This window comes from Streptomyces sp. NPDC059201 (assembly GCF_042754585.1).
GTDB lineage: Bacteria > Actinomycetota > Actinomycetes > Streptomycetales > Streptomycetaceae > Streptomyces.
In genome coordinates this window covers 636005-649928 of the sequence record NZ_JBHZBB010000002.1, presented here as the reverse complement: position 1 = coordinate 649928, position 13924 = coordinate 636005, and the positions used below count along the sequence as shown (strand labels likewise).

At 71.8% G+C, this 13924-nt stretch carries 9 protein-coding genes; 7 read left to right on the top strand and 2 right to left on the bottom strand.

All coding sequences use genetic code 11. From position 1 onward, the window contains the following. Positions 1-25 precede the first annotated feature (25 nt). Positions 26-2122: a hypothetical protein gene (locus tag ACFXMG_RS08765; protein WP_383830051.1), complete on the bottom strand. Its 2097-nt coding sequence runs from the start codon at positions 2120-2122 to the stop codon at positions 26-28. 294 nt (positions 2123-2416) lie between these two features. Here ACFXMG_RS08765 and ACFXMG_RS08760 point away from each other — a divergent pair, with 294 nt between their 5' ends. The 6 genes from ACFXMG_RS08760 to ACFXMG_RS08735 all read left to right on the top strand — a co-directional run bounded on the left by ACFXMG_RS08760 (position 2417) and on the right by ACFXMG_RS08735 (position 12252). Then, entirely contained in the window at positions 2417-3937 is a 1521-nt protein-coding gene (locus tag ACFXMG_RS08760; protein ID WP_383830048.1) for a leucyl aminopeptidase, read from the top strand. Positions 3938-4235: 298 nt separating this feature from the next. Next, positions 4236-5624, top strand: coding sequence for a dihydrolipoyl dehydrogenase (lpdA, locus tag ACFXMG_RS08755; protein ID WP_383830045.1), 1389 nt, complete (start codon positions 4236-4238; stop codon positions 5622-5624). 63 nt (positions 5625-5687) lie between these two features. Further along, positions 5688-7478, top strand: a complete 1791-nt coding sequence (gene sucB, locus ACFXMG_RS08750) for a 2-oxoglutarate dehydrogenase, E2 component, dihydrolipoamide succinyltransferase (protein WP_384120177.1) — start codon at positions 5688-5690, stop codon at positions 7476-7478. 160 nt (positions 7479-7638) lie between these two features. Next, entirely contained in the window at positions 7639-8262 is a 624-nt protein-coding gene (locus tag ACFXMG_RS08745; protein WP_362174023.1) for a GntR family transcriptional regulator, read from the top strand. Between the two features lie 284 nt (positions 8263-8546). Next, positions 8547-11249, top strand: coding sequence for a pyruvate dehydrogenase (acetyl-transferring), homodimeric type (gene aceE, locus ACFXMG_RS08740; protein ID WP_383829931.1), 2703 nt, complete (start codon positions 8547-8549; stop codon positions 11247-11249). 37 nt (positions 11250-11286) lie between these two features. Continuing rightward, positions 11287-12252 carry a helix-turn-helix transcriptional regulator gene (locus ACFXMG_RS08735; protein WP_383829935.1) on the top strand — a complete coding sequence of 322 codons (966 nt, stop codon included), beginning with the start codon at positions 11287-11289 and terminating at the stop codon, positions 12250-12252. 98 nt (positions 12253-12350) lie between these two features. Here ACFXMG_RS08735 and ACFXMG_RS08730 read toward each other — a convergent pair whose 3' ends face one another. Next, a complete protein-coding gene (locus tag ACFXMG_RS08730; protein ID WP_383829938.1) occupies positions 12351-13283 on the bottom strand; it encodes an SDR family oxidoreductase in 933 nt (310 codons plus the stop codon). A 98-nt stretch (positions 13284-13381) separates the two neighbouring features. Between ACFXMG_RS08730 and ACFXMG_RS08725 the strand changes: the two genes are divergently transcribed. Then, positions 13382-13909 carry a DUF4240 domain-containing protein gene (locus ACFXMG_RS08725; RefSeq protein WP_383829970.1) on the top strand — a complete coding sequence of 176 codons (528 nt, stop codon included), beginning with the start codon at positions 13382-13384 and terminating at the stop codon, positions 13907-13909. The last annotated feature ends 15 nt before the right edge of the window (positions 13910-13924 follow it).

The window sequence follows — 13924 nt, the reverse complement described above, 5'->3', positions numbered from 1 at the left end:
TGCGTGTCCCCCCAGGACGTGCTGGTCAGGCGGTCGGGAGCTGGAGTGTGACGGCGGTCTGGAGCAGTTCGGGCGCGGTCCAGGCGGAGCGGCCGCCGGCGTAGGCGGTGCCGAAGGCGGTGGTGCCGAGGAGGAGTTGCTTGCGGGTGCCCTCGGGGGCGGTGACGGGGACCTGGACGCCGGAGGGTGCCTTGACGGTGACCTTGTCGCCGATGCGGTAGGCGGTGACCTTGCCGGCGGCGAGGGCGGCGTCCCAGGCGTCGCGGCGGGTCAGTTCGGTGCCGACGTCCTTCTGACGCGGGTTCACGATCGGGGTGTTGGCGGCGAAGAGGGCCGCGTGGTCGGCGAGGAGCCGGTCGAGGACCGGGTAGAGGAGGCGTTCCTCGGCCAGGTTCGACTGGTGGACGTAGTGCGGGCGGGGGTCGTTGGCGATGACGTGGGAGAGGGCGATGCGGGCCTCCTGCGGGACGATGTACGCCGCGTAGCCGGTGGCCGTGTCGAGCGGGGCGGGCAGGCAGGTGGAGGCGGGGTTGGACTCGCAGGCGCCGCTGCCGCCGTCGGCGCGGGAGGTGTAGATCCAGTTGTACTCGTCGGCCATCTCGGCGGCGGTGCCGACGTTGTAGTAGACGTTCATGGGGTGCCGGGGCACGGTCTTCGCGGCGCCGACGGCCCGCTGGCGGGGCTCGCGGGAGTTGTCGCTCGCCGTCCACTTCACGCCGTTGTCGGCGAGCGCGCCGGCGAGGTTCGGATTGTCGACGGGCTGCTGGGGCAGGGTCTTGAGACCGGAGTGCTCGCCGGTGACGAGTTCGGAGCGGTCGATCGAGATGCCCTTGCCCATCGCCCAGTTCACGTTGTCGCGGATCTGGGCGGAGAGCTCGGCGCGGCTGACCCAGAGGGTGGCGCCGGCGGCGTTCTCGGCGCACCGCCACGGGACGGTGCTGTTGTCCTGGACGCAGCCGAGGAAGGGGTGGGTGTAGGTGTGGTTGATCCAGCGGTACTGGGCGCGGTCGGCGATCAGCCGGGCGGCGAGCGGGTCGGAGCCGCCGTGCTCGGCCTTCCACTGCTCGCCCTGGCCGCCGTTGTAGACCATGTCGAGGGTGAAGCCGGAGGACTTCTGCCAGGCGGCGGCGTACGCGGCGTCGGCGGCGGTCATCCGGATGGGGTTCTCGGGCTCTCCGTCTCCGCCGACGCAGTCGAGGTCGCCGGGGGTGCAGTTGCGGACGGTGTCCCAGCGGGCGTCGGGGGCGAAGACGTCGTCGACGTGGACGGAGAGGTAGTTGCGGGACTGGCCGAGGTGGACGCCCTGGGTGAGCCATTCGACGATGCCGCGGGAGAGGGCGCGGAACTGCCGCTGGTGCTGGTTGTAGGCGAAGGTGACGACGAGTTCGCGGCGCCCGTCGGCGGTGTACTCGCCGACGAGGCTGGCGCGGGCTCCGGGTCCGGCGCCCTCGACGGGGACGTCGAGGTAGCTGGTGTAGCCGGCCCGGGGGCGGCCCGCGTAGCCGTAGCTCTCGGAGACCGCCGGGTCGTTGTCCTCGAAGGTCAGGCTGCCGGCGAGGTAGCGGAAGGGGCCGGACTTCCCGGCCGGGGTGACGCCGGCGGTGACGCCGTCGAGGACGCCGGACCAGCCGCCGTCGGTGGTGTAGTCGAGGCCGACGCCGGGGTGGGACCAGGTGTACGCGTCGACCTGCGGGATCCCGAAGGCGCGCTCGTACGTCTGGAGGGCGGTGTGTTCGGCGGAGTCGGGGCCGAAGGCGGTCTCGTGGGGCAGGACGACGCCCTGGTACTTGGCGCGGGGCCTGCCGTCGACCGTGTCGCTGAGGAAGGCGGCGGTGAGGACCGGCCGGTCCGGGTCGTTCAGATCGAGGACGCGGTACGGGACGCCGGAGCCCTTCAGCTCGGCGGTGATGGCCTCGATGGCGCTGCCGCCGTCGTCGACGACCAGGACGGTGAGGTCGATCCGGGGCGCGGGCGCGGCGGCGGCCTGCGCGGACGGGAGCACGGTGGCGAGGAGCGCGGCGGCGGCGAGCGCGCCCGCGGTGCGGCCCGCGCGGCGCGGCACCCCCTTGTTTCCGGACTTCCTCGGCGCGGCCGCGGGCATGCGGGATCTGTTCGCGTGCATGGTGTGGTGTCCCCCCTCGGCAGGTCCACCGAAGCGGGGGGACCTGTGGAGATGAAGCGAAGGCGTGAGTGCCGCGCTTGTGTGAATGAGGCGAGTGTGGCGCCGGTGGGTGAGCCGGAAGGACAAACATGAAAGAGACACCTCGGATGAGTGAACCGAAGCCCCGGTGAGCGAACCGGGTGAGCGAGCGTAGGCTCGTTCTCGGCGCTCATCGGGCCGAAATACGATGCGGCGGGCTCGGTCGGCCTATCCCTCGACCGCCACAGAACTCAATGGAAGCGAGATTTCACCACCGTGACTGCTCTCACTCTCAGCACTGCCGGAGCGGCGACGCTGCGTGCCGACGCCCTCGTCGTCGGTGTCGCGAAGGCCGGGAAGACGCTCGTCGTCGCCCCGGGCGCGGAGGCCGTGGACAAGGCGTTCGACGGCCGGCTCGCCGCCGTCCTGGAGACCCTGGGCGCCTCGGGTGGAGAGGGTGAGGCGACCAAGCTCCCCGCGCCCGCCGGCCTGAAGACCCCCGTCGTGCTGGCCGTCGGCCTCGGCTCCGCCCCCGAGGACGGCGAGTCGTACGACTCCGAGACCCTGCGCCGCGCCGCCGGCACCGCCGCCCGCGTCCTGTTCGGCTCGAAGAAGGCCGCGTTCGCGCTGCCCGTCGCCTCCGCCGAGGACGCCGGCGCCATCGCGGAGGGCGCGCTGCTCGGCGCGTACCTCTTCGACGCGTGGAAGGGCCAGGCCGACAAGGACGCCCCCGCCGCGAAGAAGCCGCTGGCCGAGGTGGCCCTGCTCGGCGCCAAGCCGCGCGACAAGGCCCACAAGGCCGCCGCGGAGCGCGCCCAGGCCGTCGCCGAGGAGATCAACCGCGCCCGCGATCTGATCAACATGCCGCCGAACGACCTGACCCCGGCCTCCTTCGCCGCCGCCGCCCAGGCCGCCGGCAAGGAGCACGGCCTCAAGGTCCAGGTCCTCGACGAGAAGGCGCTCGCCAAGGGCGGCTACGGCGGCATCCTGGGCGTCGGCAAGGGCTCGGAGAACCCGCCGCGCCTGGTCCGCGTCGCGTACACCCACCCGAAGGCGGAGAAGACCCTGGCCCTGGTCGGCAAGGGCATCACCTACGACTCGGGCGGCATCTCCCTCAAGCCGGCCGGCCACAACGAGACGATGAAGTGCGACATGAGCGGCGCCGCCGCCGTGTTCTCCACCGTCGTCGCCGCGGCCCGCCTCGGCCTGGAGGTCAACGTCACGGGATGGCTCGCCCTCGCCGAGAACATGCCGTCCGGCTCCGCCACCCGCCCGGGTGACGTGCTGCGCATGTACAGCGGCAAGACCGTCGAGGTCCTCAACACCGACGCCGAGGGCCGGCTCGTCCTCGCGGACGCGATCACCAAGGCGTCCGAGGAGCACCCGGACGCGATCATCGACGTGGCGACCCTCACCGGCGCCATGGTCCTCGCGCTCGGCGACCGTACCTTCGGCATCATGGCCAACGACGACGACTTCCGCACCGCGATCCACGAGGTCGCGGGCGAGGTCGGCGAGCAGTCCTGGCCGATGCCGCTCCCGGCCGACCTGCGCAAGACCATGGACTCCCCCACCGCCGACATGGCGAACATGGGCGTCCGGATGGGCGGCGGCCTGATCGCCGGCCTCTTCCTCCAGGAGTTCGTGGGCGAGGGCATCACCTGGGCCCACCTGGACATCGCGGGCCCGGCCTTCCACGAGGGCGCCCCGTACGGCTACACCCACAAGGGCGGCACCGGCTCCTCGGTCCGCACCCTGGTCCGTCTCGCCGAGCTGACGGCGGCCGGCGAGCTCTGAGCCCGCCGACGCCTGAGGGAGGCCCCGGACGCTTCGGCTCCGGGGCCTCCCCCGTTCCCGCGCCGCTGTTCGCTGCCGACGAAATCCGTAGATTCGTACGCCCTGGTGGACGCCCGGACGGACGATCCCCCGGTCTCATCCACCGGCCCCGCGTCCCGCCATCCGTCAACAAGTGCGAAGATGGGTTCTCGGCAGGACAGGGCCCCCACCACAGGGCCGACATAATGCGGCCGGACACCGGAGCCGCCGCCCGGTCATCGACGACCGGCGACGAGCGCACATGCATGGAGGACGTGACGTGGCGAACGACGCCAGCACCGTTTTCGACCTAGTGATCCTCGGCGGCGGTAGCGGCGGTTACGCCGCGGCGCTGCGCGGAGCGCAGCTGGGCCTGGACGTCGCACTGATCGAGAAGAACAAGCTCGGCGGCACCTGCCTGCACAACGGCTGCATCCCGACGAAGGCCCTGCTCCACGCCGGCGAGGTCGCCGACCAGGCGCGCGAGGCCGAGCAGTTCGGTGTCAGGGCCTCCTTCGAGGGCATCGACATCAAGGGCGTGCACAAGTACAAGGACGACGTGATCTCGGGCCTCTACAAGGGTCTCCAGGGTCTCGTCGCCTCCCGCAAGGTCACCTACATCGAGGGCGCCGGCCGCCTGTCCTCCCCGACCTCCGTCGACGTCGACGGTCGCCGGGTCGAGGGCCGCCACGTCCTCCTCGCCACCGGTTCCGTGCCGAAGTCCCTGCCGGGCCTGGAGATCGACGGCAACCGCATCATCACCTCGGACCACGCCCTCACCCTGGACCGTGTGCCGGAGTCCGCCATCATCCTCGGCGGCGGTGTGATCGGCGTCGAGTTCGCCTCCGCGTGGAAGTCCTTCGGCACCGACGTCACGGTGATCGAGGGCATGAAGCACCTCGTCCCGGTCGAGGACGAGAACAGCTCGAAGCTCCTGGAGCGCGCCTTCCGCAAGCGGGGCATCAAGTTCAACCTCGGCACCTTCTTCCAGAGCGCCGAGTACACCGAGAACGGTGTGAAGGTCACCCTCGCCGACGGCAAGACCTTCGAGGCCGAGGTGCTGCTCGTCGCCATCGGCCGCGGCCCGGTCTCGGCCGGTCTCGGCTACGAGGAGCAGGGCGTCGCGATGGACCGCGGCTACGTCCTGGTCGACGAGTACATGCGTACCAACGTGCCCACGATCTCCGCGGTCGGCGACCTGGTCCCGACCCTCCAGCTGGCGCACGTCGGCTTCGCCGAGGGCATCCTGGTGGCGGAGCGGATCGCCGGTCTGAAGGCCGTCCCGATCGACTACGACGGCGTGCCGCGGGTGACGTACTGCCACCCCGAGGTCGCCTCCGTCGGCATCACCGAGGCCAAGGCCAAGGAGATCTACGGCGCGGACAAGGTCGTCGCCCTCAAGTACAACCTCGCGGGCAACGGCAAGAGCAAGATCCTCAAGACCGCGGGCGAGATCAAGCTCGTCCAGGTCAAGGACGGTGCCGTGGTCGGCGTCCACATGGTCGGTGACCGCATGGGCGAGCAGGTCGGCGAAGCGCAGCTGATCTACAACTGGGAGGCGCTGCCGGCCGAGGTCGCGCAGCTCATCCACGCCCACCCGACGCAGAACGAGGCACTCGGCGAGGCCCACCTGGCCCTGGCCGGCAAGCCTCTGCACTCCCACGACTGACGCTCACGTCACTCACAGGGCGCGACGACCAACTTCCGCAATTCGTTAGGAGCAACTGAAACCATGTCGGTTTCCGTAACCCTGCCGGCGCTCGGCGAGAGCGTCACCGAGGGCACCGTCACCCGCTGGCTCAAGGCCGAGGGCGAGCGCGTCGAGGCGGACGAGCCGCTGCTCGAGGTCTCGACCGACAAGGTCGACACCGAGATCCCCGCCCCCGCCTCCGGCATCCTCGCCTCCATCAAGGTGGCCGAGGACGAGACCGTCGAGGTCGGCGCCGAGCTCGCCATCATCGACGACGGCTCCGGCGCCCCCGCCGCCGCCCCGGCGCCCGCCGCCGAGGCCGCTCCGGCCCCCGCCGCCGAGCCCGCCCCGGCGCCGGTCGCCGAGGCCCCGGCCGCCCCGGCCCCCGCCGCCGAGGCCCCGGCCGCTCCGGCCGCCCCCGCCGGTGGTGCCCAGGGCACCGACGTCGTGCTGCCCGCGCTGGGCGAGTCCGTCACCGAGGGCACCGTCACCCGCTGGCTGAAGTCGGTCGGCGAGACCGTCGAGGCCGATGAGCCGCTGCTCGAGGTCTCCACGGACAAGGTCGACACCGAGATCCCGGCGCCCGCCTCCGGCGTGCTCCTGGAGATCGTCGTCGCCGAGGACGAGACCGCTGAGGTCGGCGCCAAGCTGGCCGTCATCGGTGCCGCGGGTGCCGCTCCGGCCGCCCCCGCCGCCCCGGCTCCGGCCGCTCCGGCCCCGGCTCCGGCCGCCCCGGCCGCTCCGGCTCCGGCCCCCGCGCCGGCCGCCCCGGCCGCGCCCGCCGCCGCTCCGGCTCCGGTGGCCCCGGCCGCCCCGTCGATCGCTCCCGCGGTCGTCACCCCGGTCCCGGCGACCCCGGCTCCGGCCGCGCCCGCCGCTCCGGCTCCCGCCGAGGACGGCGCCTACGTCACCCCGCTGGTCCGCAAGCTCGCCACCGAGAACGGTGTCGACCTCGCGTCCGTCAAGGGCTCCGGCGTCGGCGGCCGCATCCGCAAGCAGGACGTCCTCGCGGCCGCCGAGGCCAAGAAGGCCGCCGCTGCCGCCCCCGCCGCCGCCGCCCCGGCCGCCGCCGCGGCTGCCTCTTCGCGGACTCCCGCCCTGGAGGTCTCCCCGCTGCGTGGCCAGACGGTCAAGATGACCCGCATGCGCAAGGTCATCGGCGACAACATGATGAAGGCGCTGCACAGCCAGGCCCAGCTGACCACGGTCGTCGAGGTCGACATCACCAAGCTGATGAAGCTGCGCGCCCGTGCCAAGGACGCCTTCGCCGCCCGTGAGGGCGTCAAGCTCTCCCCGATGCCCTTCTTCGTGAAGGCGGCGGCCCAGGCGCTGAAGGCCCACCCGGTCATCAACGCCCGGATCAACGAGGACGAGGGCACGATCACCTACTTCGACTCCGAGAACATCGGGATCGCGGTGGACTCCGAGAAGGGTCTGATGACCCCGGTCATCAAGGGCGCGGGCGACCTCAACATCGCCGGCATCTCCAAGAAGACCGCGGAGCTGGCGGGCGCCGTGCGTGCCTCCAAGATCACGCCGGACGACCTGGCGGGCGCGACCTTCACCATCTCCAACACCGGTTCGCGCGGTGCGCTGTTCGACACCGTCATCGTTCCGCCGAACCAGGTCGCCATCCTGGGCATCGGTGCCACGGTGAAGCGTCCGGCCGTCATCGAGACCCCCGAGGGCACGGTCATCGGCATCCGCGACATGACCTACCTGGCGCTCTCCTACGACCACCGTCTGGTGGACGGCGCGGACGCCGCCCGCTACCTGACGGCCGTCAAGGCGATCCTGGAGGCCGGCGAGTTCGAGGTGGACCTCGGTCTGTAAGGACTCGCAGGACTCGTAGGGGCTCATAGGGCTCATAGGGCTCAGCGCCCCGGAGGCAACGTAACGAGCCTCACCAGCGGTGTCCCCGTCCGGATGTGTGTCCGGGCGGGGGCACCGCCGTATTGTCTAAGGGTCACGAAACTCCCGGAGGAGCCGTTCCATGACCGTCCCCGTCGTCCACTCGCTGCGCGAGCAGATCCGCGAGCACATCGTGGAGGGGATCGTCAGCGGCCGCTGGAAGCCGGGAGAGCGGATCGTGGAGCGCCGGATCGCGACCGAGCTGGAGGTCTCCCAGACGCCGGTCCGCGAGGCGCTGCGGGAGCTGGAGTCGCTGCGGCTGATCGAGTCGGCGCCGAACAAGGGCGTCCGGGTCCGCAACCTCACCGCCGCCGACCTGGAGGAGAGCTATCCGGTCCGGGCCGGCCTGGAGCAGATCGCGGCCGAGCTGGCCGCGCCCCGGCTGTCCGCCGACTGCTCCACCCTGGAGCCCCACGTGGCGGCCCTGTACGAGGCGGACGCGACCTCCGACGGCACCGCGCAGGTCCGGCACACGGTGGGCTTCCACCGCGAGCTGGTGAAGGCCGCCGGGAACAGCGTGCTGCTGCACACCTGGGAGGGGCTCGGCATCGAGGTCTTCACCGCGCTGTCGATCCGCTGGCTGGGCACGGTGCAGAAGTCGTACGCGGAGGAGCACCAGGAGCTCGTGGAGGCGTTCCGCAGGGGCGATCCGAACATCGGGGCGCTGGTGAAGGCCCACGTCCTGGGCTGCGCGCCCCGCGCCTGACCCGTCCGCGCGGGTTTCCGCAGGTCAGAGCCCCGCTTCGGCGGGGCTTCCGGCGTCTTGGGGCCGTTTCCGCGGCGTTCGAAAAGTCGGCACCGGGTGCCCTCTTTCGCGGCACCCTGTGCCGACTTTCTCGATCTGAAGAGGTTTCCTGCTTCAACCCTTTGATCGATCATCGATCGGCGGTTTACAGTCTTCGGCGGGCCGCTACCCGGCCCATCGCCCTGTCCTGCCAGACAAGGCCACCGTTTTTATCTGCACCCCCATCTGTCCGGAAGGCGGCGATCATGACCGATCCCGTAGGCAAGAATCCGAGCGAGCTCGACCAGCTCCCGGACCGTGACACCGAGGAGACCGCCGAGTGGGCGGCCTCCCTGGACGCCGTCACCAAGGCCGCCGGCCCCCACCGGGCCGCCTACCTGATGCGCCGTACGCTCCAGCACGCCGAGGGCGCGGGCCTGGCCCTGCCCAAGCTGCTGGAGACGGACTACCTCAACACCATCCCCACCTCCTCCGAGCCCGTCATCGACGGCGACGAGGAGATGGAGCGCAAGATCACCGCGTGGAACCGCTGGAACGCGGCCGCGATGGTCACCCGCGGCTCCAAGCACGGCGTCGGCGGCCACATCGCCACCTTCGCCTCCGCCGCCTGGCTCTACGAGACCGGCTTCAACCACTTCTTCAAGGGCAAGGAAGGCGACGGTTCGGGCGACCAGCTCTACATCCAGGGCCACGCCTCCCCCGGCATCTACGCCCGCGCCTTCCTCGACGGCCGCCTGGACGAGTCGCACCTCGACAACTTCCGGCAGGAGTCGGGCGGCAACGGCCTGCCCTCCTACCCGCACCCGCGCCGCCTCCCCTGGCTGTGGGAGTTCCCCACCGTCTCCATGGGTCTCGGCCCGCTCTCCGCGATCTACCAGGCGCGGTTCAACCGCTACCTGACCAACCGCGCCATCAAGGACGTCTCCGCCTCGCACGTGTGGGCGTTCCTCGGCGACGGCGAGATGGACGAGCCCGAGTCGACCGCGGCCCTCGCGCTCGCGGCCCGCGAGGGTCTGGACAACCTGACCTTCGTCATCAACTGCAACCTCCAGCGCCTCGACGGCCCGGTCCGCGCCAACTTCAAGATCGTGCAGGAGCTGGAGGCCCAGTTCCGCGGCGCCGGCTGGAACGTCGTGAAGTCGCTGTGGGGCAACGCCTGGGACGAGCTCTTCGCGCTCGACACCACCGGCGCCCTCGTCCGCCGCCTCCGCGAGGTGCCGGACGCGCAGGTGCAGACGTACCAGACCCGTGACGCCGCCTACATCCGCCAGGACTTCTTCGGCAAGGACCCGGCGCTCGTCGCGATGGCGCAGCTGCTCTCGGACGACAAGATCCTGGAGTGCTTCCACCTCTCGCGCGGTGGCCACGAGCCGCGCAAGGTGTACGCCGCGTACAAGGCCGCCCTGGAGTTCAAGGGCGCCCCGACCGTGATCCTGGCGCAGACCGTCAAGGGCTTCACCCTGGGTGAGGGCTTCGCGTCGAAGAACGCGAACCACCAGATGAAGAAGCTGACGACGGACGAGTTCAAGAACATGCGTGACCTTCTTGAACTGCCCATCTCGGACGCGCAGTTCGTCGACGGCGTGGTGCCCTACGGCCACCCGGGCGCCGACTCCCCCGAGGTCCGCTACCTCCAGGAGCGCCGCGCGGCCCTCGGCGGCCCCGCCCCGGCCCGCCGCGTCCACCCGGTCGCGCCGCTCCCGGCGGCGCCGGAGAAGGCGTTCGCCTCCTTCGACAAGGGCTCCGGCTCGCAGTCGATCGCCACCACGATGGCATTCGTCCGCCTCGTGAAGGACCTGGTCCGCGACAAGGAGACCGGCAAGCGCTGGGTCCCGATCGTCCCGGACGAGGCCCGCACCTTCGGCATGGAGTCGCTCTTCCCCTCGCTCGGCATCTACTCGCCGAAGGGCCAGACGTACGAGCCGGTCGACCGCGACCAGCTGATGTACTACAAGGAGGCCGTCAACGGCCAGATCCTGAACGAGGGCATCACCGAGGCCGGCTCGATGGCCGACTTCATCGCCGCGTCGACCGCGTACTCCACGCACGGCGAGACGATGATCCCGTTCTACATCTTCTACTCGATGTTCGGCTGGCAGCGGACCGCCGACCAGATGTGGCAGCTCGGCGACCAGCTCGGCCGCGGCTTCCTCGTCGGCGCCACCGCCGGCCGCACCACGCTGACCGGTGAGGGCCTCCAGCACGCCGACGGGCACTCCCCCGTCATCGCGGCCACCAACCCGGCGGCGCTGACCTACGACCCGGCGTTCGCCTACGAGGTCGCGGCCATCGTCAAGGAGGGTCTGCGCCGGATGTACGGCGAGGCCGCGCCGGGCGAGGACCAGGACGTCTTCTACTACCTGACGGTCTACAACGAGCCGATGCCGCAGCCGGCCAAGCCGGGCCACGCGGGCGTCGACGAGGGCATCGTCAAGGGCCTCTACCGCTTCAACACCGCCGAGTCGGCCGGGCTGACCCTGCCGGCCAACGCCCCGCGGATCCAGCTCGTCGGCTCGGGCACCGCGATCCACTGGGCGCTTGAGGCGCAGAAGCTGCTCGCCGAGGAGTGGGGTGTGGGCGCCGACGTGTGGTCCGCCACCTCCTGGACCGAACTGCGCCGCGACGCGCTGGAGGCGGACGCCGCCCTCCTGCGCGGCGAGGAGCGCGTCCCGTACGTGCGCCAGGCCCTCGCGGGCGTCGAGTCCCCGGTCCTCGCGGTCTCCGACTACATGCGCCAGGTCCCGGACCAGATCGCGCAGTGGGTCGAGCAGGACTACTCGTCGCTCGGCGCCGACGGCTTCGGCCTCTCGGACACCCGCGCCGCCGCCCGCCGCCACTTCGGTGTCGACGCGCAGTCGATCGTCGCCGCCTCCCTGGCCCAGCTCGCCCGCCGCGGCGAGGTCCCGGCCACCGCGGTGAAGGAGGCGCGCGAGCGCTACGGCCTGTAAGGGTCAGATGTCAGTGGCGGCGCGCATGATGTGAGTCATGCGCGCCGCCCGACTCATCAAGATGGTCCTGCTCCTTCAGAACCGCCCTTCCATGACGGCTGGTGAGCTCGCCGCCGAGCTGGAGGTGTCGGAGCGGACCGTCACGCGTGATGCCCTCGCCCTCTCGGAGGCGGGGGTTCCCGTGTATGCGGACCGGGGGCGCACGGGCGGGTACCGGCTGGTCGGCGGGTACCGGACCCGGCTGACGGGGCTCGCCAGGGACGAGGCGGAGGCGCTGTTCCTGTCCGGACTGCCGGGCGCGCTGCGGGACATGGGGCTCCAGGACGCGGCCTCGGCGGCCCGGCTGAAGGTGTCGGCGGCGCTGCTGCCCTCGCTGGCGGACGCGCCGGGTTCGGCGGCCCGTCGTTTCCACCTGGACGCGCCGGGCTGGTACCAGGAGCCGGAGACGCCGGAGCTGCTGCCCGCGATGGCGGAGGCGGTCTGGGACGACCGCTGGGTCTCCGCGCGCTACCGGCGCGGGGACGGCCAGGAGGTGGAGCGGGAGCTGCGGCCGTACGGGCTCGTGCTGAAGGCCGGTGTCTGGTACGTGTGCGCCCTGGCGGACCGGTCGTTCCGCACGTACCGGGTGGACCGGTTCACCGCGGTCGCGGTCGGCGGGGAGCGTTTCGAGCGGGATCCCGGCTTCGATCTGGCGGCCTTCTGGGCGGAGCGCGCGGCGGAGTTCGCGCGCTCGCTGCTGCGCGCGGAGGTGGAGCTGCGGCTGACGGAGGCGGGCGCGCGCCGGCTGCCGTACGTGACGGATCGGGCGGCGGCCGGGGAGGCGCTGGCGGCGGCGGTCGCGGAGGACGACGGGCGGCTGCGGACCGTGCTGCGGGTGGAGAGCGAGGAGGTGGCCCTCGCACAGCTGCTAGGTCTGGGCCCGGAGGCGGAGGTGCTGGCCCCGGCCACGCTCCGGGAGAGGTTCGCGGAGGCGGCCCGGGCCATGGCGGAGCGCTACCGGTAGTCGGCTAGGTCCGGCTTTCCGGTCTCGCCGGCGACGATGAAGCCCCGGGCGTCGGGTCGGGAGAGGTTCGCGGAGGCGGTCCGGGCCATGGCGGAGCGCTACCGGTAGTCGGCTACGTCCGGCTTTCCGGTCTCGCCGGCGATGATGAAGCCCCAGGCGTCGGGTCGGGAGCCGTCCGCGTCGGTGAAGCCGTACTCCTTGGCGAGGCCGCCGCTGGAGAGCGACTGTCCGGTCCAGCGGTGCCGGTCGGGGTCGGCGGCGAGGGCGGCGACGGCGCGGCCGACGTAGACGGGCGACTCGGAGACGGCGAAGTCGGGGATCTTCGCGGTGGCGTCGCGCCAGGTCTCCTCGGTGACACCGAAGGCGGCGAGCATCTGTTCGGACCTGAGCCAGCCGGGGGTGACGGCGACGGCCGTGCCGCCGAACTCCTCCAGTTCCTTCGCGAGGCCGAAGGCCATCCGGATCGGCGCGTTCTTGGTGAGGTCGTAGTAGAGGTTCTCGCGGAAGCGGGTGCCGTTGTACGCGGCGGTGCCGTCGGTGACCTCGACGACGAGCCCGCCGGGGTGGCGGATCAGCAGCGGGATCGCGAGGTGCGAGGTGATGGCGTGGGTCCGCACGCCGAGTTCGAGCATCCTGAGGCCGCCGGCGAGGTCGGTCTCCCAGGACTTCTTCCCGAAGACGACGAGGTGTTCGCCGCCCCACACGTCGTTGACGAGGACGTCGAGCCGGCCGCGCTCGCGGTCGATCCGGTCGACGAGGGCGCGGACCTGGTCGGGTTCGAGGTGGTCGGTGGGGACGGCGACGCCCTCGCCGCCCGCGGCGGTCACCAGTTCGGCGGTCTCCTCGATGGTCTCGCTGGCGCGGCCGACCTCGCTGAGCCTCTCGCGGGTGGTGCGGCCGGTGACGTAGACGGTGGCTCCGGCGGCGCCGAGCTGGACGGCAATCGCCCGGCCGGCGCCCCGGGTGGCCCCGGCGACGAGGCAGATCCGTCCGCGCAGCGGCTTCGGTTCGGTGGTCTTGTCGGTCGTCATGGTTCTCAGGCTGGCAGGAAACACCGACGTCTTTTGTCCGGATTGATTCCGGATTTCCGGGTGCGTCGCCGTCGCGGACACAGGATGCTGGTCCCGTGATGGACGAGACCGAGTTCTGGGAGATCATCGACGCCACCCGCGCGGACGCCGAGGGCGACCCCGAGGAGCAGGCGGATCTGCTCGTGGAGCGGCTGACCCGGCTGGATCCGGACACGGTGCTCGATTACGCGCGCCATTTCGAGGCCCGCTTCAACCGCGCGTACCACTGGGACGTGTGGGGCGCGGCGGCGGTGCTGCTCGACGGGGCCGGGGCGGGCGAGGAGGGTTTCGACGCGTTCCGCTGCTGGCTGATCGGCCAGGGCCGGGAGGTGTACGAGGGCGGGGTCGCCGATCCTGACGGGCTGGCGGAGCTCCTTGAGGAGTTCGATCCGGAGCTGGACGGGGACGGCGAGGAGCTGGGTTTCGCGGCGGACGAGGCGTACGAGACGCTGACCGGGACGGAGACGCCGGACCTGGGGATCGTGATGCCCGACGGGGAGCCGGAGGGCGCGCCGCTGGACCTGGCGGACGAGACGGCGCTCGCGGCGCGGCTGCCCCGGCTGTGGGAGCGCTTCGGGGCGGGGTAGGCCGAGCCCGGCTGC